At 62.4% G+C, this 20,854-nt stretch carries 19 protein-coding genes; 9 read left to right on the top strand and 10 right to left on the bottom strand.

Going from position 1 to position 20,854, the window contains the following annotated elements:
* The first annotated feature begins 308 nt into the window (after positions 1–308).
* Entirely contained in the window at positions 309–1,364 is a 1,056-nt protein-coding gene (locus ACIPOO_RS17650; protein ID WP_274135179.1) for a haloacid dehalogenase-like hydrolase, read from the top strand.
* 138 nt (positions 1,365–1,502) lie between these two features.
* On the opposite strand, the gene ACIPOO_RS17645 is transcribed toward ACIPOO_RS17650, so the two are convergent.
* Complete coding sequence (locus tag ACIPOO_RS17645; RefSeq protein WP_400608726.1) at positions 1,503–2,885, bottom strand: ATP-binding protein; 1,383 nt, start codon at positions 2,883–2,885, stop codon at positions 1,503–1,505.
* Positions 2,882–3,592 carry a response regulator gene (locus ACIPOO_RS17640; RefSeq protein WP_274135182.1) on the bottom strand — a complete coding sequence of 237 codons (711 nt, stop codon included), beginning with the start codon at positions 3,590–3,592 and terminating at the stop codon, positions 2,882–2,884. The genes ACIPOO_RS17645 and ACIPOO_RS17640 overlap by 4 nt, the downstream gene beginning before the upstream one ends.
* 240 nt (positions 3,593–3,832) lie before the next feature.
* On the opposite strand from ACIPOO_RS17640, the gene ACIPOO_RS17635 reads away from it, so the two are divergent.
* From ACIPOO_RS17635 to ACIPOO_RS17625, 3 genes are read left to right on the top strand one after another with little or no spacing between them, the layout of a single operon-like run.
* The gene (locus ACIPOO_RS17635; protein ID WP_400608734.1) at positions 3,833–4,933 is read left to right on the top strand and encodes an ABC transporter substrate-binding protein; all 1,101 of its coding nucleotides are present in this window, start codon (positions 3,833–3,835) and stop codon (positions 4,931–4,933) included.
* Entirely contained in the window at positions 4,930–6,027 is a 1,098-nt protein-coding gene (locus ACIPOO_RS17630; protein WP_400608725.1) for a FecCD family ABC transporter permease, read from the top strand. The genes ACIPOO_RS17635 and ACIPOO_RS17630 overlap by 4 nt, the downstream gene beginning before the upstream one ends.
* Positions 6,024–6,809 carry an ABC transporter ATP-binding protein gene (locus ACIPOO_RS17625; protein WP_400608724.1) on the top strand — a complete coding sequence of 262 codons (786 nt, stop codon included), beginning with the start codon at positions 6,024–6,026 and terminating at the stop codon, positions 6,807–6,809. Before ACIPOO_RS17630 ends, ACIPOO_RS17625 begins: the two co-directional genes overlap by 4 nt.
* Before the next feature lie 166 nt (positions 6,810–6,975).
* Here the strand turns inward: ACIPOO_RS17625 and ilvD are convergent, their stop codons facing one another.
* The gene (ilvD, locus tag ACIPOO_RS17620; RefSeq protein WP_400608723.1) at positions 6,976–8,823 is read right to left on the bottom strand and encodes a dihydroxy-acid dehydratase; all 1,848 of its coding nucleotides are present in this window, start codon (positions 8,821–8,823) and stop codon (positions 6,976–6,978) included.
* A gap of 455 nt (positions 8,824–9,278) precedes the next feature.
* On the opposite strand from ilvD, the gene ACIPOO_RS17615 reads away from it, so the two are divergent.
* Both ACIPOO_RS17615 and ACIPOO_RS17610 read left to right on the top strand, forming a co-directional pair.
* Positions 9,279–10,004, top strand: coding sequence for a magnesium transporter (locus tag ACIPOO_RS17615; RefSeq protein WP_400608722.1), 726 nt, complete (start codon positions 9,279–9,281; stop codon positions 10,002–10,004).
* A 190-nt stretch (positions 10,005–10,194) separates the two neighbouring features.
* The gene (locus ACIPOO_RS17610) at positions 10,195–10,653 is read left to right on the top strand and encodes an REP-associated tyrosine transposase (protein WP_400608721.1); all 459 of its coding nucleotides are present in this window, start codon (positions 10,195–10,197) and stop codon (positions 10,651–10,653) included.
* Between the two features lie 86 nt (positions 10,654–10,739).
* Here the strand turns inward: ACIPOO_RS17610 and ACIPOO_RS17605 are convergent, their stop codons facing one another.
* Positions 10,740–11,936: a class I SAM-dependent rRNA methyltransferase gene (locus tag ACIPOO_RS17605; RefSeq protein ID WP_400608720.1), complete on the bottom strand. Its 1,197-nt coding sequence runs from the start codon at positions 11,934–11,936 to the stop codon at positions 10,740–10,742.
* Between the two features lie 168 nt (positions 11,937–12,104).
* On the opposite strand from ACIPOO_RS17605, the gene ACIPOO_RS17600 reads away from it, so the two are divergent.
* From ACIPOO_RS17600 to ACIPOO_RS17590, 3 genes are all read left to right on the top strand, one after another.
* On the top strand, positions 12,105–12,971 hold the full coding sequence (locus ACIPOO_RS17600) for an HDOD domain-containing protein (RefSeq protein ID WP_274135193.1): 867 nt from the start codon (positions 12,105–12,107) through the stop codon (positions 12,969–12,971).
* 39 nt (positions 12,972–13,010) lie between these two features.
* The gene (gene mutM, locus ACIPOO_RS17595) at positions 13,011–13,823 is read left to right on the top strand and encodes a bifunctional DNA-formamidopyrimidine glycosylase/DNA-(apurinic or apyrimidinic site) lyase (RefSeq protein ID WP_400608719.1); all 813 of its coding nucleotides are present in this window, start codon (positions 13,011–13,013) and stop codon (positions 13,821–13,823) included.
* Positions 13,824–14,046: 223 nt separating this feature from the next.
* Positions 14,047–14,385 (top strand): multidrug transporter, encoded by a 339-nt coding sequence (locus ACIPOO_RS17590; protein WP_274135198.1) that lies wholly within the window; start codon positions 14,047–14,049, stop codon positions 14,383–14,385.
* Here ACIPOO_RS17590 and ggt read toward each other — a convergent pair.
* The 6 genes from ggt to ACIPOO_RS17560 all read right to left on the bottom strand — a co-directional run bounded on the left by ggt (position 14,367) and on the right by ACIPOO_RS17560 (position 20,803).
* Complete coding sequence (gene ggt / locus ACIPOO_RS17585; RefSeq protein WP_400608718.1) at positions 14,367–16,109, bottom strand: gamma-glutamyltransferase; 1,743 nt, start codon at positions 16,107–16,109, stop codon at positions 14,367–14,369. The genes ACIPOO_RS17590 and ggt overlap by 19 nt on opposite strands.
* Positions 16,110–16,188: 79 nt before the next feature.
* Positions 16,189–16,440, bottom strand: coding sequence for a YfhL family 4Fe-4S dicluster ferredoxin (locus ACIPOO_RS17580; protein ID WP_081565136.1), 252 nt, complete (start codon positions 16,438–16,440; stop codon positions 16,189–16,191).
* Between the two features lie 99 nt (positions 16,441–16,539).
* Positions 16,540–17,019 carry a pantetheine-phosphate adenylyltransferase gene (coaD, locus tag ACIPOO_RS17575; RefSeq protein ID WP_274135204.1) on the bottom strand — a complete coding sequence of 160 codons (480 nt, stop codon included), beginning with the start codon at positions 17,017–17,019 and terminating at the stop codon, positions 16,540–16,542.
* 182 nt (positions 17,020–17,201) lie between these two features.
* Entirely contained in the window at positions 17,202–18,800 is a 1,599-nt protein-coding gene (locus ACIPOO_RS17570) for a GMC family oxidoreductase N-terminal domain-containing protein (RefSeq protein WP_400608717.1), read from the bottom strand.
* A gap of 27 nt (positions 18,801–18,827) precedes the next feature.
* Positions 18,828–19,367 carry a twin-arginine translocation pathway signal protein gene (locus ACIPOO_RS17565; protein WP_400608716.1) on the bottom strand — a complete coding sequence of 180 codons (540 nt, stop codon included), beginning with the start codon at positions 19,365–19,367 and terminating at the stop codon, positions 18,828–18,830.
* On the bottom strand, positions 19,364–20,803 hold the full coding sequence (locus ACIPOO_RS17560; RefSeq protein WP_400608715.1) for a coniferyl aldehyde dehydrogenase: 1,440 nt from the start codon (positions 20,801–20,803) through the stop codon (positions 19,364–19,366). The genes ACIPOO_RS17565 and ACIPOO_RS17560 overlap by 4 nt, the downstream gene beginning before the upstream one ends.
* Between the last annotated feature and the right edge of the window lie 51 nt (positions 20,804–20,854).

Below are 20,854 nucleotides of genomic sequence, written 5' to 3'. Positions count from 1 at the left end.
GGTGTTGCGTTGTGTTTTGTTGTTCTTTTGTCTGCTCGGGGTCGGGGGGGTCGTCTGTGCGGCGCCGGCCCCCCCCCCCCCCCCCCCGCCCCCGCGCCCGGCCGCCGGCCCCCCCCCCCCCCCCGCGACGGCGATTTCATCAACGCCACAATTTCCTGGCTTGTAACAAATATGTCGTTTTTGTGTCATCTGTCGCGATCAGCGCGCAACATGACGCCATCAGAACGCGCACAGTCGCTGACGTTTTCAAACAGTCATGGCTTTTTGGTACGGTCCCTCCTCGAATTAATAAAGGGGAGGAAACCGTTATGAATTTCGTACCAAAACTGTTGGCCGCCGCACTCTGCCTGGGCCTTGCCGGGCAGGCGTTTTCCACCGAACTCAAGCACTGGCCCGAGCCTGCTGCCAAGCAGTTGAACGCCATGATTGCGGCAAATGCCAACAAGGGTAATTTCGCAGTCTTCGACATGGACAACACCAGCTATCGCTACGATCTGGAAGAGTCGCTGCTGCCGTTCATGGAAAACAAAGGGCTGATAACCCGCGAAAAGCTTGATCCTTCCCTCAAGCTGATTCCGTTCAAAGATACGGCCGACCACAAGGAAAGCCTGTTCAGCTATTACTACCGCCTCTGTGAAATCGACGACATGGTCTGCTACCCGTGGGTTGCGCAGGTGTTCTCGGGCTTCACCCTCAAGGAACTCAAAGGCTACGTCGACGAGCTGATGGCGTCGGGCAAGCCGGTGCCGAGCACCTATTACGAAGGTGACGTGGTCAAGACCATTGAAGTCCAGCCGCCGAAGGTCTTCACCGGCCAGGCCGAGCTGTACAACAAGCTGATGGAGAACGGCATCGAGGTCTACGTCATGACCGCTGCGTCCGAAGAGCTGGTGCGCATGGTCGCCTCCGATCCGAAGTACGGCTACAACGTCAAACCGCAGAACGTCATCGGCGTGACCACGCTGCTGAAGAACCGCGACACCGGCGAGCTGACCACCGCGCGCAAACAGATCAGCGCCGGCAAGTACGACGAGAAGGCCAACCTCGGCCTTGAGCTGACTCCGTACCTCTGGACGCCCGCCACCTGGATGGCCGGTAAGCAGGCGGCGATCCTGACCTACATCGATCAGTGGAAAAAACCGGTGCTGGTGGGCGGCGACACCCCGAGCAGCGACGGCTACATGCTGTTCCACGGCGTCGACGTCAACAAAGGCGGGATTCACCTGTGGGTCAATCGCAAGGACAAGTACATGACCCAGCTCAACGGCATGATGAAGACCAACGCCGAGGCCCAGGCCAAGGAAGGGTTGCCGGTGACAGCGGACAAGAACTGGGTGATCGTCAAACCTGACGAGATTCAGTAAGCCACAACACCCTGTAGGAGCGCGCTTGCCCGCGACCGCGGTGTGTCAGGTACGGATTCGTGCCTGACACACCGTCATCGCGGGCAAGCGCGCTCCTACAATGGGTCTGGGGTGTGTCAGATACGGTTTGTGTGTGATTCAGATGCGGGGTAAATCCAGGATGGCCTCCAGCCCGCCGCTTTCCCGGTTGCGCAATTGCAAACGCCCGTCATGGGCCGCTGCGACGGTGTGGGCGATGCTCAGGCCCAGGCCGTAGCCGCCAGTACCGGCGTTGCGCGAGCTTTCCAGCCGATAGAACGGCTCGACCACCTGCTCCAGTTGATCTTCCGGAATGCCCGGGCCCTGGTCGGCGATCACGATGCGCAATCGCTCGGGTTGATCCTCGATGAAGATGTCCGCCTGATGCCCGTAGCGAATAGCGTTCTCCAGCAAATTCTGCACACAACGTTTCAGGCTGCGCGAATAGGCAGGCAAGGGTTGCAGCGCCGAGCCGTGCAGGGCCACCTGGGCGTGCATGTCCTGAAAGTCGGCCTGCAGGCTTTGCAGCAGCGCGTTGATGTCCACGCTCTGGCGACTCTCGTTGATCTCGCCGCTGCTGACGAACTCCAGCGTCGACGACACCATGTTCTCCATGTCTTCCAGATCCTTGCGAAAGCGCTCGCGGGTCTGTTCATCGGCGAGCATTTCGGTGCGCAGCCGCAGGCGGGTGATGGGCGAGCGCAGGTCGTGGGAGATCGCCGCGAGAAACCGCGTGCGCTCCCGCAGGTTGGCGATCAACCGCTGCTGCATGCTGTTGAACGCCCTGGCCGCGCGGCGCACCTCAAGCGGGCCGTCCAGTGCCAGCGGTGCGCGCTTGATGTCCCGGCCCAGGGCCTGAGCGGCGTTGGTCAGCTCGGTCAGCGGCCGGATGGCCAGGCGCACCGCGAGCAGAACGATGATCGTCAGCAGGATGATCCGCACCAGGTAAATGCGCAGGAAGTAATCGAACATCACCTGCACCGGCGTCAGGCTGGTCCAGCCCTGATCTTCGCGGGCGCGCACCTGCAGCCAGCGACCGTCCGGCAAGTGCAGCTCAATGTTGAACATCCCGGCAGCAGGGCTTGAGCCGAACAGCGTGCTCATCCCGGCCGCGTTGCCTTGATCGTCGAGCAGCGACAGGTGCAGCAGGCGCAAGTCGCTGGCGATGCCCGTGCGCTGCTCGATGACGTTGTTGAGCAGACGCTCGGTGGCTTGGTCGGCGCTGCTCAGCTTCTCGGTCCGTGGCGTTGGAGCTTCGATGAATTGCAGGCGGAAGTCCGGCGTATTGAGGTGGCCGATGAAGCCGTTGGTGTGGGTGGGCTCGATGTGAATCACCCGCACGATGTCGGCCAGCCGGCTGGCGATCAGGCGCGTGGGAATTTCCAGCACCTGGCTGTGGCGCACGTCGTACCAGATGCTGCTGGTGGCGATCTGCGCAGCGACCATCCCCGTGACCAGAATGATGACCAGGCGCCCGTACAGCGTGCGCGGCCAGAGTCTCACGAGGCGCTGGCCACGGCAGTTGCGGTGAGCATGTAGCCCTCGTTGCGCACGGTCTTTATCAGCTTGGGGTCCAGTTGTTGGCGCAACCGGCTGACGCAGACATCGATGGAGCGGTCGAACGGCGTGCTGTTCTTCTCGAACACGTGGTTGAGCAGAAAATCGCGGCTCAACGGGCGGTTGGGGTGCTGCAACAGCAAGCGCAGCACCCGGTAGTCGGAGTTGCCCAGGCTGATCACCAGCCCTTCAGGCGACAGCACCTGGCGGGCGCGGGTGTCCAGTTGCCAGCCATCGAAGGTCACGAACGGGGTTTCATCGACGCGCGCGCGTTCGGGGAAACTCTGCACCCGACGCAGCACCACCTTGATCCGCACCAGCAGTTCGCGAGGATCGAAGGGCTTGGGCAGGTAGTCGTCGGCGCCGATTTCCAGGCCGACGATGCGGTCTATCAGGCTGCCCCGTGCAGTGAGCATGATCACCGGTGTATTGGAGGTGGTGCGCAGTTCGCGGCACAGGCTCAGGCCGTCTTCGCCGGGCAGCATCACGTCCAGCACGATCAGGTCGATGACGTTCAGTTCGAGGCGGCGGCGCATTTCCTTGCCATCGCACGCGGTGGACGTCTGATAGCCCGCATCGCGCAGATACTCTGCAAGCAGTTGGCGGATTTCCGGATCGTCATCGACGATCAAAACGTGGTCTTGCCTGGACATAAGGGACGCTGTGCCTGTGAGTCGAGAAAGGGCAGCCCTGCCGAGACGCCCGCTGGGCGTTGTCCTACCGAAAAAGCCAACCCGCGGGCGGAGCAAATGTAATGGAATGTTGTGGGCGGCGAATTCCTGCATCACCAATACAAACTTGGCCCGACCCGAACTGCGCTGCTCTTTAGACTGGCCGTTGTAAATGCGAGTCATTGTAATCTGGAGACGTGCGTGTTCAAAACTTTCCTCTCGATGCGCGGCACTGCTGCGTTGGTCTTGCTGTTGGGCGCCTGTCTGGCCCAGATCCCGCTGGCCTCGGCCAAGGAAGTCACCGATGTGCTGGGGCGCAAGGTGCAGGTGTCCGACCATGTTCAGCGTGTGGTGCTGGGCGAGGGCCGCCTGATTTCCGTGTTTGCGTTGCTTGATCGCGACGCGCCCTTCAAGCGCATCGTTGGCTGGCAGGCCGATCTGAAGAAGCTGGACCCGAACACCTACAACGCCTATGCGGCAAAATTTCCCGAGGTCAGCAAGATTCCGCTGATCGGCCAGGCCTCTGAACAGAGCGTCAGCGCCGAAGAAATCCTCAGCCTCAAACCCGACCTGGCCGTGTTCAGCATTTCCGGCCATGGCCCGACCGAACACAGCCCGGTGGCCGACACGCTGGCAGCGGCGGGCATTCCGGTGTTGTTCGTGGACTTTCGCATCAAACCCGTCGAAGGCACCCGCACCAGCATGATGGCACTGGGCCGGGCGCTGGGTCGCGACAAGGAAGCGGCCGCCTACATCGATTTCTATGACCAGCACCTCAAGCGTGTGATCGACACCGTGGGCACGGTCGATGACAGCCAGCGTCCGAGTGTCTTCCTCGAACTGCTGGCCGGTGCCTGGCAGGCACCGGGGCATACCACGGGCAAGAGCGGCATGGGTGAGATCATCAAACTGGTGGGCGGGCGCAACATCGCCGAAGGCGTGGTGCCGGGCGCGCTGGGCGACGTCAGCGTGGAGTACGCGCTCAAGGCCGATCCGGATGTCTACATCGCCACCGGCAACCACGAACCGGGCTTGCTGCTGGGCGCGGGTGTGAAGCCTGCTCCGGCCCAGGCGGCGTTCGCCAAAGTGCTGGCGCGCCCCGAGTTCAAGGACCTGCGCCCGATCCGCGACGGTCAGGCCCATGGCCTGTGGCATGACTTCTACAACTCGCCGTACAACATCCTGGCCATCGAAGCCCTCGCCAAGTGGATCAGCCCGGCGAAGTTCAAGGACCTGGACCCGCAGCAGACCATGGCCGAGATGAACCAGCAGTTCCTGCAAACGCCGCTGTCGGGCCAGTACTGGATCGATCAGCAGAAGTGACCTCTCAAGCACATGGCCTGCCCGAGCACGCTCCGGCAGGTCTCGAAGCCGCAAGCCAGGGTTATAGACGGCTGCTGGCGCGGCGTTTCTGGCTACTGGCGGGACTGGCGCTGGTGCTGGTTTTCGCCGTGCTCATCGATCTGACCACCGGGCCGTCCGGCATGAGCCTGGGCACCTTGCTCGATGGCGTGCTGCATCCCGAGCATCTGGCGATCACCGACCGCATCATCATCTGGAACGTGCGCCTGCCCTACGCGCTGATGGCGGTGCTGGTGGGTTGTGCGTTGTCGCTGGCCGGCGCGGAAATGCAGGCGATCCTCAACAACCCGCTGGCTAGCCCATTCACCCTGGGCGTGTCGTCGGCGGCCGCGCTGGGCGCCTCGATGGTGATTGTGTTTCCGCTGTCGTTCAGCGGGCTACCGTTCCGCTGTCTGTCAGGGAATGCCGCCGTGACGGTGGCGGCCTTCGTGTTCGCCTGCGCCTCGGTGTTTCTGCTGCAAGCCATGTCGCGGTTGCGTGGCGCGGGGGTGGAAAGCCTGGTGCTGTTCGGCATTGCGCTGGTGTTCAGTTGCAACGCGCTGGTGGCGCTGCTGCAACTGGTGGCCACCGAAGATGTGTTGCAACAATTGGTGTTCTGGAGCCTGGGCAGCGTGGCGCGGGCCAACTGGGAGAAGCTCGGGATGCTGGCGCTGGTTTTGGTGGTGGTAATGCCGATGTCGTTCGCCGCCTCTTCACGCATGACGCTGCTGCGCATGGGCGAGGACCGGGCCCAGAGCTTTGGTATCGATGTGCGTCGCCTGCGACTGTTTTCCCTGCTGCGGATCAGCCTGCTGTCGGCTACCGCCGTGGCGTTTGTCGGCACCATCGGTTTTGTCGGCCTGGTGGGACCGCATATCGCCAGGATCCTGGTGGGCGAGGATCAGCGCTTTCTGTTCCCGGCAAGCGCCCTGGTCGGCGCGTTGTTGCTGTCGCTGTCGTCGATCGCCAGCAAGTTGATCATGCCCGGTGTGATCGTGCCGGTCGGGATTGTGACAGCGTTGGTCGGCGTGCCGATTTTTGTGTTTCTGGTGTTCAAGCGCGGGAGGCAGCTATGAGTGGCCTGAGCGTGCGCGATGCCTGCGTCAGTTACGGGCGGCGCCAGGTGGTGCGCGGTTTGTCGTTGCCGGATCTGCAACCGGGCACCGTGACTGCGCTGATCGGCCCGAATGGCGCAGGCAAATCGACCTTGCTGCGCGCCGTGGCGGGGCTGGAAAGGATGAGCGGGGAGGTCAGCCTTCAAGGTCGTGCGCTGAACGATGTGACCATCGCCGAGCGCGCGCGACAGATCGCCTACATGCCGCAGAACCTGCCGCCGGGGCTGTCGCTCAGCGTCATGGAAAGCGTGATCGCGGCGTTGCGCGCCGGGGCTTTCAATGGTGTGCCCTTGTCCAGCGAAGGCTGTCTGCGCGAGGCGTATCGGGCCTTGCAGCGGATCGGCATCACCCATCTTGCCGATCAGCTGTTGAATGGTCTTTCTGGCGGGCAGCGGCAACTGGTCAGCCTGGTGCAACTCATCGCTCGGCGCCCGACCGTCATGCTGCTGGACGAACCGACCAGCGCGCTGGATCTGAATTACCAGCTCAAGGTCATGGCCAGCGTACGGGACATGGTGCGTGAGCATCAATTGATCGCCGTGGTGGTGCTGCATGACATCAGCCTCGCAGCGCGGCATGCCGATCAACTCGCGGTGCTGCGGGACGGTCAGTTGTTTGCCTTTGGAAGCGCCGGGCAGATTCTCACGCCGGGATTGCTCGCCGATGTGTATGGGGTGCAGGGCCGGGTCGAATTTTGCTCGCAGGGCAGCATTCAGGTGCTGGTTGATGGGGCGTTGGCGTGAGATGTCTTTGATCCGCCCGTAGGAGCGCGCTTGCCCGCGACCGCGGTGTGTCAGATGCGAATTGACACCAGACACACCGCGGTCGCGGGCAAGCGCGCTCCTACATCGTGCACAAAAAAAGCCCGGCATCGCTGCCGGGCTTTTTGTTTGCTGCACTGAACGCCGTTTACGGCACCAGCTTGTCCAGCATCGCCTTGTCACGCACAGCGCCTTTGTCGGCACTGGTCGCCAACAGGGCGTAGGCCTTGAGCGCGGTGGTTACCTTGCGTGGACGCGACTCGACCGGTTTCCAGCCTTTCTTGTCCTGCTCGGCGCGGCGGGCGGCCAGTTCTTCGTCGGACACCAACAGGTTGATGCCACGGCTCGGAATGTCGATCAACACCTTGTCACCGTCGCGCACCAGGCCAATCGCGCCACCGGCAGCGGCTTCCGGCGAAGCGTGGCCGATGGACAGGCCCGAAGTACCGCCCGAGAAGCGGCCGTCGGTCAGCAGCGCACAGGCTTTGCCCAGGCCCTTGGATTTCAGGTAGGAAGTCGGGTAGAGCATTTCCTGCATGCCCGGGCCGCCTTTCGGACCTTCGTAACGGATGATGACGATGTCGCCGGCCTTCACTTCGTCAGCGAGGATGCCGCGTACGGCGCTGTCCTGGCTTTCGAAGATCTTCGCGTTGCCTTCGAACACGTGAATCGATTCGTCCACACCGGCGGTTTTCACCACGCAGCCGTCCAGCGCGATGTTGCCGTACAGCACGGCCAGGCCGCCTTCTTGCGAATAGGCGTGCTCGACGCTGCGGATGCAGCCGTTCTCGCGGTCGTCGTCCAGGGTTTCCCAGCGGGTCGACTGGCTGAACGCCGTCTGCGTCGGGATGCCGGCCGGGCCTGCCTTGAAGAAGTGGTGAACCGCTTCGTCGTCAGTCTGGGTGATGTCCCACTTGGCGATGGCTTCTTCCATGGACTTGGCGTGCACGGTCGGCAGGTCGGTGTGCAGCAGGCCGCCACGGGCCAGCGAACCGAGGATGCTGAAGATGCCGCCGGCGCGGTGCACGTCTTCCATGTGGTACTTCTGGATGTTCGGCGCGACCTTGCACAACTGCGGCACGCGGCGCGACAGGCGATCGATGTCGCGCAGATCGAACGCGATCTCGGCTTCCTGGGCGGCGGCCAGCAGGTGCAGGATGGTGTTGGTCGAGCCACCCATGGCGATGTCCAGGGTCATCGCGTTTTCGAAAGCCTTGAAGTTGGCGATGTTGCGCGGCAGCACCGAGTCATCGTTGTCGCGATAGTAGGTCTTGCACAGCTCGACGATGGTGCGGCCAGCCTGCAGGAACAGCTGCTCGCGGTCGCTGTGGGTGGCCAGGGTCGAACCGTTGCCAGGCAATGCCAGGCCCAGGGCCTCGGTCAGGCAGTTCATGGAGTTGGCGGTGAACATGCCGGAGCACGAACCGCAGGTCGGGCAGGCGCTGCGCTCGTATTCGGCGACTTTCTCGTCGGAGGCGCTGGAGTCTGCGGCGATGACCATAGCATCGACCAGGTCCAGACCGTGGCTGGCCAATTTGGTCTTGCCGGCTTCCATCGGGCCGCCGGACACGAAGATCACCGGGATGTTCAGGCGCAGGGCGGCCATCAGCATGCCGGGGGTGATCTTGTCGCAGTTGGAGATGCAGACGATGGCGTCGGCGCAGTGCGCGTTGACCATGTACTCCACGGAGTCGGCGATGATTTCGCGGCTAGGCAGCGAATACAGCATGCCGTCGTGGCCCATGGCGATGCCGTCATCGACCGCGATGGTGTTGAATTCTTTCGCCACACCGCCGGCTTTTTCGATCTCGCGGGCGACCAGCTGGCCCAAGTCCTTGAGGTGCACATGGCCTGGCACGAACTGGGTGAACGAGTTGGCGATGGCGATGATCGGTTTCTTGAAGTCTTCGTCTTTCATACCCGTGGCGCGCCACAGGGCACGTGCGCCGGCCATGTTGCGGCCATGGGTGGATGTTTTCGAACGATAATCAGGCATGGAGCACTCCGGGCGGCTAATCAGGTTTAAACAGGGAGTGAGCTTCTCTTGGTCCATTGCAACGGCGACAGGTAGCTGCCGTCGCGGATGAGGTCGGTGACGCCACAGGATCGCTGCGCTTGACCGGAGCTCATAAACCCGCCGGGGATGATTGGCGATGAATACGCCGATTCTACACCGCTTGCGTGCCGATGGAATGCCAAGACCGATCAGGGGCGGTCTGGAATGCGCTTGTAGGAAGTTTCTGAAAATCATTTGCACGGGTTTTGTCATCGCGCCCGCTTGGTTACTATCCCCGCGCCGCATGTGCGGCCTACGAGAAATCCCTCAATGGACCACCCCAGTTCAAGTTCCTCCGGAACGAACAATCTGGCACCGACCGCAGCGGCGGCGGGCTTGCCTGTGAGCTGACGCGGTCGGCTTTCCGGGTAGCCTGCGGCTGCCTGGAGAGAAGCATGACTACATTTGACCTCGTACACGGCAACACCTCTTTCGCCGACCTGTCCGCAGCCCAAATTGCTGCACATCTGGACGCGCTGCCCCATGACAAACGCGCTGACGTCCTGGGACGGCTCAACACCGAAGCCTGCGTGGAAGCCACCGAAGACTTCCACAAGGGCGCCTTGATCTCCACACCCCTTGGCAACCTGAGCACGGCCACCGCCGCTTTCCTGTACCGCAAGCGCGTGCTGTGGCTGGTGCTGCTGGTGTTCGGCAACCTGTTTTCCGGCGCAGGCATCGCCGCCTTCGAAGACGTGATCGCGGCCAACATCGTGCTGGTGTTTTTCCTGCCATTGCTGGTGGACAGCGGCGGCAACGCCGGTGCGCAATCGGCAACCCTGATGGTGCGGGGCCTGGCGACCGGTGAAGTGGTCATCAAGGACTGGCTTCGCCTGCTATGGCGCGAATGCTCGGTGGCCCTGGCGCTGGGTGTGACCATGGCAGTGGCCGTGGCATTTCTGGGCGCGGTACGTGGCGGTTGGGCGATTTCCATGGTCGTCGCCAGCAGCATGCTGGTGATCGTGCTGGTCGGCAGCCTGATCGGCCTGAGCCTGCCCTTCCTGTTCAGCCGCCTGAACATGGACCCGGCAGTCGCGAGCGGCCCGCTGATTACCTCGATTGCCGATGCGGCGGGGGTGTTGGTGTACTTCGGGATTGCTTCGGTGATTCTGGGGCTTTGAGATTGTGCCAGCCTTTATCGCGAGCAAGCTCACTCCTACAGGTTATGCATGAATTTGCGGGCGGCGCCTACTGTAGGAGCGCGCTTGCCCGCGAAGGCGTCCTCGATGACACATCCGGAATTCCTAATCTACGCCCGCCTTCCATGAATCTACCTATCTTTGGTGAAACCAACTTCAAGAGGGCAACGGAATGCCAGGACCTCAACGAGGCGCCGATCTGCGCCGCGGAAGATACTCCGCACCTGGGCAAATCTATCTGGTCACCTCGGTGGTACATGGTCGCCAGCGATTGTTTGATAACTGGCGAGCAGGACGGCTCGTCGTTGATGAGTTTCGTAAGGCGCAAACAGATGGCATGGCTGCATCTCTGGCTTGGGTAGTCATGCCGGATCATTTTCATTGGCTGCTGGAGTTGAAGACGAACTCTCTAGGCGCATTGATGCGACGAGTTAAGTCAGGCAGCGCGCTGGCGATCATGAGGGCAGGCCAAAGCCCGTTGCGGGTCTGGCAGAAGGGCTATCACGACCGCGCTGTCAGGCGGGAAGAAGATCTGCAAAGCATTGCACGATATGTGGTGGCCAATCCGTTGAGGGCGGGGTTGGTGCGACGTGTCGGTGATTATCCGCTGTGGGATGCGGTGTGGCTGTGAGATCTGTCGCGGGCAAGCGCGCTCCTACAAACCGCGCGTACCTTATAGGGGCGGCAACTGTAGGAGCGCGCTTGCCCGCGACGCTCTTAGCTATTGGGCAACAACCGGCAAGTAATGCTCTTGATATACCGGGTCTCAGGGATTGCCGGGTGTACCGGGTGGTCCGGGCCCTGGCCGCCGCGTTCCAGGAGCTGGATGTTGCGGTCCAGGTGGCGGGCGCTGGTCAGGAGGATGTTTTGCAGGTCGTCTTCTGGCAGGTGCATCGAGCACGAAGCGCTCACCAGGATGCCGTCCTTGCTCAACAGGCGCATGGCTTGCTCGTTCAGGCGGCGATAGGCGCCTTCGCCGTTCTTCAGGTCTTTCTTGCGTTTGATGAACGCAGGCGGGTCGGCGACGATCACGTCGAAACGCTCTTCGGCTGCCTTGAGCTCTTTGAGTGCTTCGAACACATCGCCTTCGACGCAGGTGACCTTCTCGGCAAAGCCGTTCAGGGCCGCATTGCGCTCCACGCCATCAAGGGCGAAGCCCGAGGCGTCGACGCAGAACACTTCGCTGGCACCGAATGCGCCAGCCTGCACGCCCCAGCCACCGATGTAGCTGAACAGGTCCAGTACGCGCTTGCCTTTGACGTAGGGCGCCAGGCGTGCGCGGTTCATGCGGTGGTCGTAGAACCAGCCGGTTTTCTGGCCTTCCATCACCGGCGCTTCGAACTTCACGCCGTTTTCTTCCAGCGCGACCCACTCCGGCACCAGGCCGAATGCGGTTTCGACGTAGCGGTTCAGGCCCTCGGCATCACGCGCTGCCGAGTCGTTCTTGAGCAGGATGCCGCTTGGCTTGAGCACTTGAATCAATGCGGCCAGCACGTCGTCCTTGTGCTCTTCCATGGTCGCGGAAGCCAGTTGCACCACCAGGATGTCGCCAAAACGGTCGACCACCAGGCCCGGCAGCAGGTCGGAATCACCGTAGACCAGGCGATAGAACGGCTTGTCGAACAGGCGCTCGCGCAGCGACAGGCACACGTTCAGGCGGTGCACCAGCAGCGATTTGTCCAGCGGCAGCTTGACGTCGCGCGACAGCAGGCGTGCGCAAATCAGGTTGTTCGGGCTCAGGGCGACGATGCCCAGCGGTTTGCCGCCGGCGGTTTCAAGGATCGCCTGGGCGCCTGGAGCGAAGCCGTTGAGCGGCGTGGCGGCAACGTCGATCTCGTTGCTGTAGATCCACAGGTGACCGGCGCGAAGGCGACGGTCGGCGTTGGGCTTGAGGCGCAAGCTAGGCAGGGACATGACGTCGCTCCGGAAAAAAGAGCGGGATTATAACCCGTGATCCGGCCTGCGGGCGCACGGCTGTGAATTAACTGGCTGACGGTCTGTCGGATCCAGAGACTGTATCAACGGTTGTCGTAGCATGGGCGGTAAGGGTTAAAATCGCCCCCTGACCCCGAGTGTGTACTTATGTCCCAAGAGCTTACTTCCGAGCAGATCCAGCAGGCGTTGCAAGGCATCAGCGTCCCGCCCCAGCCGCAAATCATGGTGGATTTGCAGATGGAGCAGTACATGCCCGACCCTGACCTGGGTGTCATCGCCCGGTTGATCGCGCAGGATCCGGGGCTGTCCGGGGCTTTGCTCAAGATCGTCAACTCGGCCCATTACGGCCTGGCCAACAAGATCGCCTCGATCCAGCGCGCGGTCAATCTGCTGGGCAGCCGCTCGATCATCAACCTGATCAATGCGCAGTCGATCAAGGGTGAGATGAGCGACGAGACCATCGTGGTGCTCAACCGCTTCTGGGACACCGCCCAGGACGTCGCGATGACCAGTCTGACGCTGGCCAAGCGCATCGGCTCGCAAACCGTGGATGAATCCTACGCGCTGGGTCTGTTCCACGATTGCGGTGTGCCCTTGATGCTCAAGCGTTTTCCCGAGTACATGAACGTGCTCGAAGAGGCTTATGCCAAGGCCGGGCCAGAGTCTCGGGTGGTGGACACCGAAAACCGCATTCTCAACACCAACCACGCCGTTGTCGGCTATTTCACTGCCAAGTCCTGGCGTTTGCCTGAACATGTCAGCAATGCCATCGCCAACCACCACAATGCGCTGGCGATCTTCCAGGACGAGTCGGGACGCAATGCGCCGCTCAAGAACCTGCTGGCGATCCTGAAGATGGCCGAGCACATCTGCTCTTCCCATCGTGTGCTGGGCAACCAGGTGGTCGATCATGAGTGGAACAGCATCGGCCACCTGATCCTCGATTACGTGGGGCTGTCGGACTACGACTTCGAGAACCTCAAGGAAAGCCTTCGTGAACTGAGCTCGCACTGATCCTGCGAGCCTTGCGTCTGTCCCTCATCGAGTTGCCCCATGCCTGAATTGCCTGAAGTTGAAACCACCCGTAGGGGCATCGCCCCTCATCTGGAAGGACAGCGCGTCAGCCGCGTGATCGTGCGTGATCGCCGCCTGCGCTGGCCGATTCCGGAAGATCTGGACGTGCGCCTGTCCGGCCAGAAAATCGTGATCGTGGAGCGCAGGGCCAAGTACCTGCTGATCCAGGCCGAGGTGGGCACGCTGATCAGCCATCTTGGGATGTCCGGCAATCTGCGGCTGGTGGAGGCGGGGCTGCCCGCGCTCAAGCACGAACACGTGGACATCGAGCTGGAGTCGGGCCTTGCCCTGCGCTACACCGACCCTCGTCGTTTCGGCGCGATGCTCTGGAGCCTCGATCCCCACAATCACGAATTGCTGGTGCGCCTGGGGCCTGAGCCGCTGACCGACCTGTTCGACGGCCTGCGTCTGTTCGAGCTGTCCCGTGGCCGTTCGATGGCGGTCAAGCCGTTCATCATGGACAACGCCGTGGTGGTGGGCGTGGGCAATATCTACGCGACCGAAGCGCTGTTCGCGGCGGGCATTGATCCGCGGCGCGAGGCCAAGAGCATTTCCAAGGCGCGCTATATAAAGCTGGCGGTCGAGATCAAGCGAATCCTGGCCGCTGCCATCGAGCGTGGCGGCACGACGCTGCGGGACTTTATTGGCGGCGACGGCCAGCCCGGTTATTTCCAGCAGGAGCTGTTTGCCTACGGCCGTGGCGAAGAGCCGTGCAAGGTTTGCGGCACGACGCTGCGCGAGGTGAAGCTGGGGCAGAGGGCGAGCGTGTATTGCCCCAAGTGTCAGAAGTAACCCGTAACCAAAAAGCTCAGCTTGTGCCCGTAGGAGCGCGCTTGCCCGCGACGGCGGTGGATCTGTGCCGGCTGTAAGCGCTGACCCACCGCCATCGTCCGGATGCGGCCCAGACCAAGCGCGCTCCTACGGCAGTGTGGTTTGCGCCTTCGCCCCTTGCTTAACCCCCATCCCTGTTTATAGTGAGCAGCATCACTATTTGCCGAGCCTGAAGGACCACGCCATGAGCCCGTTTCGCATTCTCGCTGCTACCCTGGCCCTGTTTTTTGGTTTGCAGATGACACCTGCCATGGCTCAGGTCGAGGCCTCGGGCGGGGATGATCCCGTCTATCAGATCCAGAATCCGCCAGCCTACGCGATGATCGGCGACTTGCTGGTCGCCCGCCCGCTATTGATTGTCGCGACCGTGCTGGGCGCCGGGCTGTTCGTCATCGCCTCGCCGTTCGCCGCCGCAGGCGGCAACCTCGGCGCCACCGGCAAGGCGCTGGTGGTCGATCCGGGCAAGGCCGCATTCGTACGCTGCCTGGGCTGCACCACCAGCGGCTACGGCAAGCACGACTGATCGGCGCAGGCCCGCATCAAGCTCAATGGCGCAGTCGGTTTGAATATCTCTGAAACCCCGATGCCGCGAGGATCGCTCGCGGCTTCCACGCGGGCGTTGTTCTTGCGCCACAGCAGCACCTGCTGATTGCCGAAGTCGCGCTTGGTCTCCCGCAGCCGATAGCCGCGTTCGCGCAAGTCGGCCAGTTCCTCTTCCGTAAACGCCCCCGGCTCATACTCCATCACGTCAGGAATGTACTGGTGGTGATAGCGCGGCACCGATGCCCAGTTGGCGATGGGCTGTTCGTCCAGGTACTGCAGCATCGACAGCAGCACCATGCTGGGAATCCGGCTGCCCCCTGGCGTGCCAAAGGCTGTGAACGCGTTCGGGCCTTCGATGAAACTGGGGCTCATGCTCGACAGCGGGCGTTTGCCCGGTTCGATGATGTTCGCCTGGCTGCCGACCAGGCCGTAGGTGTTGCTGCCCTTGGGATCGACGGCGAAGTCGTCCATCTCGTCATTGAGAATCACCCCGGTACCCGGCACGGTGAAGGTCGAGCCAAACGGCAGGTTCAGTGACAGGGTCGCGGCGACGGCGTTGCCTTCGTTGTCGAGCACGGCAAAGTGGCTGGTGTTGTCCCCTTCACGCCAGCGCGGGGCGGGCGGCAGGATGTTGTTGGGCGTGGCCCGGTGCGGGTCGATGCTGGTGGCCAGTTCCATCAGATAGTCCGGGGCAAGTACCTGCGCCACCGGGTTGGGCACGAAATCCGGATCGCCGAACAGCACCCTGTCGCGATAGGCCCGGCGCAGTACCTCGACCACATAATGGGCGCGCTGCACCTTCTCGGACTCGCGCCACGGCAATTGCTGCAACATGTACAGGCTCTGCGCCAGCGCCACGCCGCCGGCCGAGGGTGGCGGGGCGCTTATGAGTTCGCGCTGATCCGCCAACTGGAAGCGCAGCGGCGTGCGGGTGATGACGTCGTATTCTTCGAAATCGTGGTAGTTCCAGATCCCGCCCGCCGCCCGGACCCCGCTGACCATCGCCTGGGCCGTCAGCCCACTGTAGAAACCTGCGCGGCCTTTATCGGCCAGACGGTCCAGGGTCTGGGCCAGTTCCGGTTGCTTGATGATCTCGCCCAGGTCGGGCACGTCGTTGTTGCGCAGGAACAGCCGGGCGCTTTCCTTGTTCTCCCGCAGCGCAAACAGCCGCCAGCTGGCGCGATCGCGATAGACCTCATCGACCTTGAAGCCGCGGTAGGCGATGCGGATGGCCGGGGCCAGGGAGATGGTGAGCGGCAGGCGGCCATAACGCTCGGCCAGTTCGACCAGCGCAGCAGGTAGACCGGGAATGGCTGCGGCCATCGGGCCGTTCAGGGAAAGATCGGGCTGGGCGATGCCATGGCGGTAGAACATCTTGCTCTTGGACTTGAGTGGCGCCTTTTCCCGCGCGTCCAGAAACTGATACTGCACAGGCTCCCCGGCCTGACGCAGCAGAAAGAAGCCGCCGCCGCCCATTCCCGAGCCGTAGGGCTCGACCACGGCGAGGGTCGCACTGATGGCGATGGCGGCGTCGAAGGCGTTGCCGCCGTCGACCAGAATTTCCCGACCGGCGGCGGTCGCAATGGGGTGGGGGCTGGCAATCGCCGCCTGATCCGGGTGGTCCGGACTGGCCTGGGTAGTGACGGCGCACAGAAAAAGCGCAGCGCCCACCGAGGACGGAACCCGCGAAAGCTTCGATGTCATGCGTATCTCGCTCAGGTCAACAGGCATTACAGCCAGTGTCTTCGGCGAAAGCGCGGATGCCGACAGGATATGCCTTCGGTTATGCCTTACTGGTAATCAACGTGTACTTGGCCATGAGCTCGTCCTTGCTCTCCACATGGTTTTCATCCAGCGGAATGCAATCCACAGGACACACCTGCTGGCATTGTGGTTCATCGTAGTGGCCAACGCACTCGGTGCACAGGTTCGGGTTGATTACGTAGATCTCCTCGCCTTGAGAGATCGCTTCGTTCGGGCACTCGGGTTCGCAGACGTCGCAATTGATGCAATCGTCGGTGATGATCAGGGACATGGATACTCCTGCCACGGTCGACACCGGGGCATATAAACACTAATGCGGCGAATTGTGCCGCATTAGCGCTGCATATGCACCTGGACCGTGACGTCCGGGCTAGGGTTTGAACCTTTCGCTCAGCGCCTGGGCGACCGCAGGATGTACGAATTTACTGATATCACCGCCTAACGCTGCGATTTCTCTGACCAGCGTAGATGAAATGAATGAGTAGCGTTCGGACGGGGTGAGAAAAAGACTTTCGACGTCCGGAGCCAGCTGCCGATTCATGTTGGCCAGCTGGAATTCGTATTCGAAGTCAGAGACGGCGCGCAAACCGCGCAGCAGGATGTTGGCGTTCTGCTCCTTGGCAAAATGCACCAGCAGGCTTGAAAAGCCCACGACTTCGACGTTGGGCAGGTGTTTGGTCACCTCGCGGGCCAGTTCCACCCGTTGATCGAGGGTGAACAGCGGGTTTTTCTTCGGGCTGGCCGCCACCGCGATCACGACCTGATCGAACAGGCGAGCGGCGCGCTCGACCAGATCGCCGTGGCCCCGGGTGATTGGGTCGAAGGTGCCTGGGTACAACGCTCGGTTCATCGGATCGTCCTGATGTCGCAGTGCAAAAGTGAACCGGGATGGTAGCGTAGCGGGCTCGCGGGGCCAAGTTTCGGCTATCGCCGAGCCCGTCGTAGCAGCACGGCTTGCCGGCGGGAGCGGTGTATCTGCCCCCATTCAGCGACTGACACACCGCCCCCGCCGGCAAGCCGTGCTGCTACGGATCAAGTTGGCGGGTTGAGGCGCTCGGCCAGCGCCGTCGCCAGTTGCGCGGTCAGCCCGTACACCGATAGCTGCGGGTTGGCGCCGATGCTGGTGGGGAACAGCGAGCCGTCGTGAACCGAGAGGTTCTCCAGTTGATGATGGCGCCCCAGGCTGTCGACCACAGGCTGTGCGGGGGCCTCGCCCATGGCGCAACCGCCCATCACATGGGCGCTACCCAGCCGGGTGCGGAAAATTTCCAGCTTCAGAGAGTCGATCAGTGTGCGTGCCTGGGCAGCGGTTTTCACGTAGTCCGCATCGCCATGCAGCGGCATCACGGCACGGGCGCCGCCGGCGAACTGGATCTCGGCCATGCTGTGCATAGCGCGGCGCACGCCCTCCCAGGCGTAGGGCGAAACCTGGTAATCCAGCACCGGCGTGTCGTCGCCGCGCAGGTGCACGGTGCCACCCGGGCTCTGCGGATGAAACCCGTCGCGCAGCAGCGCCAGCATCATGTGGGTGTGAGGGAGTTGCGCCATGCGCTCGGCATTGGCGGGGCCGTACCTTCCGAGCAGGGTGCTGGCCAACGCAGGTTGCAGCGGCGGCACTTCGAGCTTGTAGGCCATGGGCCCGGTGACGCCGTCGCGCCACTGGAAATGATCGGAGTAGATCGACTGCGGCGCCCCGTAAAACGGATTTATCACCTGACCGAACAGCCCGGCCGAGAACACCGTCAAGTGCAGAAAAGTGCGTTTGCCCAATCGCTCGTGCGGGTCGGGAGCCTTGGAGCGCATCAGCAATGCGGGGCTGTTGATGCCGCCCCCGGCCAGCACGGTGTGGCGCGCCTTCACGGTGATCCCGCGTCCGGTGGGCGCCACGCAGCGCGAGTCCATCGCCTGGCATTCCACGCCCGTAACCTTGCCATTCTCGATGATCAGACGCTGGGCACGGCTCAGGTACAGCAGCTCGCCGCCCTTATCCAGCATCGCCGGGATAGTAGTCACCAGCATCGATTGCTTGGCATTGGTCGGGCAGCCCATGCCGCAGTAGCCCAGATTCCAGCAGCCGCGCACGTTGCGCGGAATCACGTGCCAGCTGTAACCGAGCTTTTCGCAGCCTTGGCGGATCACGTCGTTGTTGGCGTTCGGTGGCATGATCCAGGGCGCTACGCCCAATCGCTGTTCCATCTTGTCGAACCAGGGCGCCATCTCGGCGGCGCTGTGACCCGTGACGCCATGTTCCCGCGCCCAGTGCTCCAGCGTCTGGTCCGGCGTGCGAAAGCTCGACGTCCAGTTCACCAGCGTCGTGCCACCCACGGCCCGGCCTTGCAGAATGGTGATCGCGCCGTCCTTGCTCATGCGGCCAATGCCTTCCTGATACAGGGTCGAGTAGGCCTGATCCTCCAGCAGGGTGAAGTCGGAGCTGGTTTTCAGCGGGCCTTCCTCGATGATCAGCACCTTGAGCCCGGCGCTGCTGAGGATCTCAGCGGTGGTGCCGCCGCCTGCGCCACTGCCAATGATGGCGACATCCGCCTCCAGCGTCAGATCGCTCTCAAGGCGCGAGCCATCGTGAGTTTTCCATCCGCGTGCGAGACCTTCGCGAAACGTGTCGGGAACTGGCATGGAACCTCTTCTTATTGTTGTATGGGTTCAAATCTTCGGTGGTCCGGGATAGCCGCAACCCGCCCAGGATTGCGGTTGGCTGTACCAGGCCATGAGCACCAGTTGCAGCAGAGAGCTGTGCCCCTGACGCAGCAGTTCCAGCGAACTGTTCTCCCAACGGCCGAGAAAGTGGCGAATCTGTCCGGGCTCGGCGTTTTCCCATGGGCTCCAGATCCCGGTCAGCGGCCCGCGGGTGATGGCCATCCCCAGCACGTCGAACAGTTGCCGGGTGAGCTTGAGCATTTCCGGCGACAGGTGCGAAAGGCCGCTGTCCAGGCCGTGCAGGGTGCGTTCGGTGGCGGATTGCGAGGGTATGCCCGTCAGCGCGCCATCGAGCATCACCGGGATCACGGCCAGTAAAAACGGCAGGTCGCTGGTGCGCAACGCATCGAATCCGGGCGCCGTGTCGCTGCTGGAGCAGCCGCTGAGGCTGGCTGTCACGCCCGCCGTTGCCAGAAATGCGGTGGCGCCGACGCTGAATTTGAGCAAGCCCCGTCGGGAAAGCCCATCAACGGCCTGGGCGCTCATCGCACGAACAGCCGCTGGATCAGCTTCTGGATCGCCTTGCCATAGGGCGGGTAAATCAGCCGGGCAGCGTTGAAACGTTGCTTGATGAAGACGCCTTTGGCTTTGCTGAACGTCAGAAAACCTTCGTGCCCGTGGTAGTGCCCCATGCCGGATGGCCCGACGCCGCCGAAGGGCAAGTCGTCCTGAGCGACGTGCAACAGGGTGTCGTTCAGGCACACGCCGCCAGAATGAGTCTGTTCCAGCACGCGTTTTTGCTCGGCCTTGTTGTAGCCGAAGTAGTACAGCGCCAGTGGACGAGGGCGTTGGTTGATGTAGTCGAACGCCTGCTCGATCCTTTCATAGGGGACGATCGGCAACAGCGGGCCGAAGATTTCGTCCTGCATGACCAGCATATCGTCGCGCACATCCAGCAGGAGGCTGAACGGCATGCGCCGGCCCTGGCCTTGCCCGTACAGCGAGACGACCCGCGCACCTTTGTCCGTTGCATCCTGCAGGTAGCTGTTCAGCCGCGCCAGATGTCGGGGATTGATGATCGCGGTGTAGTCCGGGTTGTCTACGAGCGTGGGATAAAACCCGGTAACCGCCTGTTTGTAGGCCTCGACGAATGCCTCGACACGATCCTTGGGCACCAGCACGTAGTCCGGCGCCACACAGGTTTGTCCGGCATTCAGCGTTTTGCCGAAGGCGATGCGTTCGGCGGCGTCTTTGAGCGGTACGTCATGAGCCACGATGGCTGGCGACTTGCCGCCCAGCTCCAGCGTGACAGGGGTGAGGTTTTCAGCTGCGGCGCGCATCACGTGGCGCCCGACGCTGGTCGCACCGGTGAACAATAAGTGATCGAACGCAAGCTTCGAAAACGCGACGCCGACCTCTGCCTCGCCCAGCACCACGGCTACCAAATCCTCAGGAAACACCCTGGCGAACAGGGTCTTGAGCAATTGACCGGTGGCGGGCGTCGATTCACTGAGCTTGAGCATTACCCGGTTGCCTGCCGCCAGGGCGCCGACCATCGGGCCAATGGCCAGATAAAGCGGGTAGTTCCACGGCACGATCACCCCGACCACGCCGAGTGGCTGATAAACGACTTTTGCCGACGCGGGCTGAAACGCCATGCCCACGCTGCGCCGGGCCGGGCGCATCCATTTTTTCACATGGCGGCGGGCGTAATGGATGTTGTGCAGGCTGGGCATAAGTTCGGCAAGCAGCGTTTCGTCGGCACTGCGGTTGCTGAAATCGGCGCTGATGGCTTCGATCAGGGCCTGACGTTCATCGCTGAGCAACTGCCGCAGGCTGTCGAGCCATTGCAGGCGCTGCCCGGCCCTTGGCATCGGGTTCGCAGCGAAGGCCTGACGCTGAAGATCGAAGAGGCGCTCAAGCTCATGATGCGAGGCGGGGTCGTCATCTGGCAGGGGCGAGCGGAGGGATTCGACAGGCATCGCTGCTGTTCCTTTTTGATTTTATAGAATGGTTTTAGAGTTATTGCTCTA

The organism is Pseudomonas sp. NPDC090201, from assembly GCF_044746825.1.
Classification (GTDB): Bacteria; Pseudomonadota; Gammaproteobacteria; order Pseudomonadales; family Pseudomonadaceae; genus Aquipseudomonas; species Aquipseudomonas putida_AD.
Note: the sequence above shows the minus strand (reverse complement) of the source record. Positions and strands in the feature narration are given on the sequence as shown.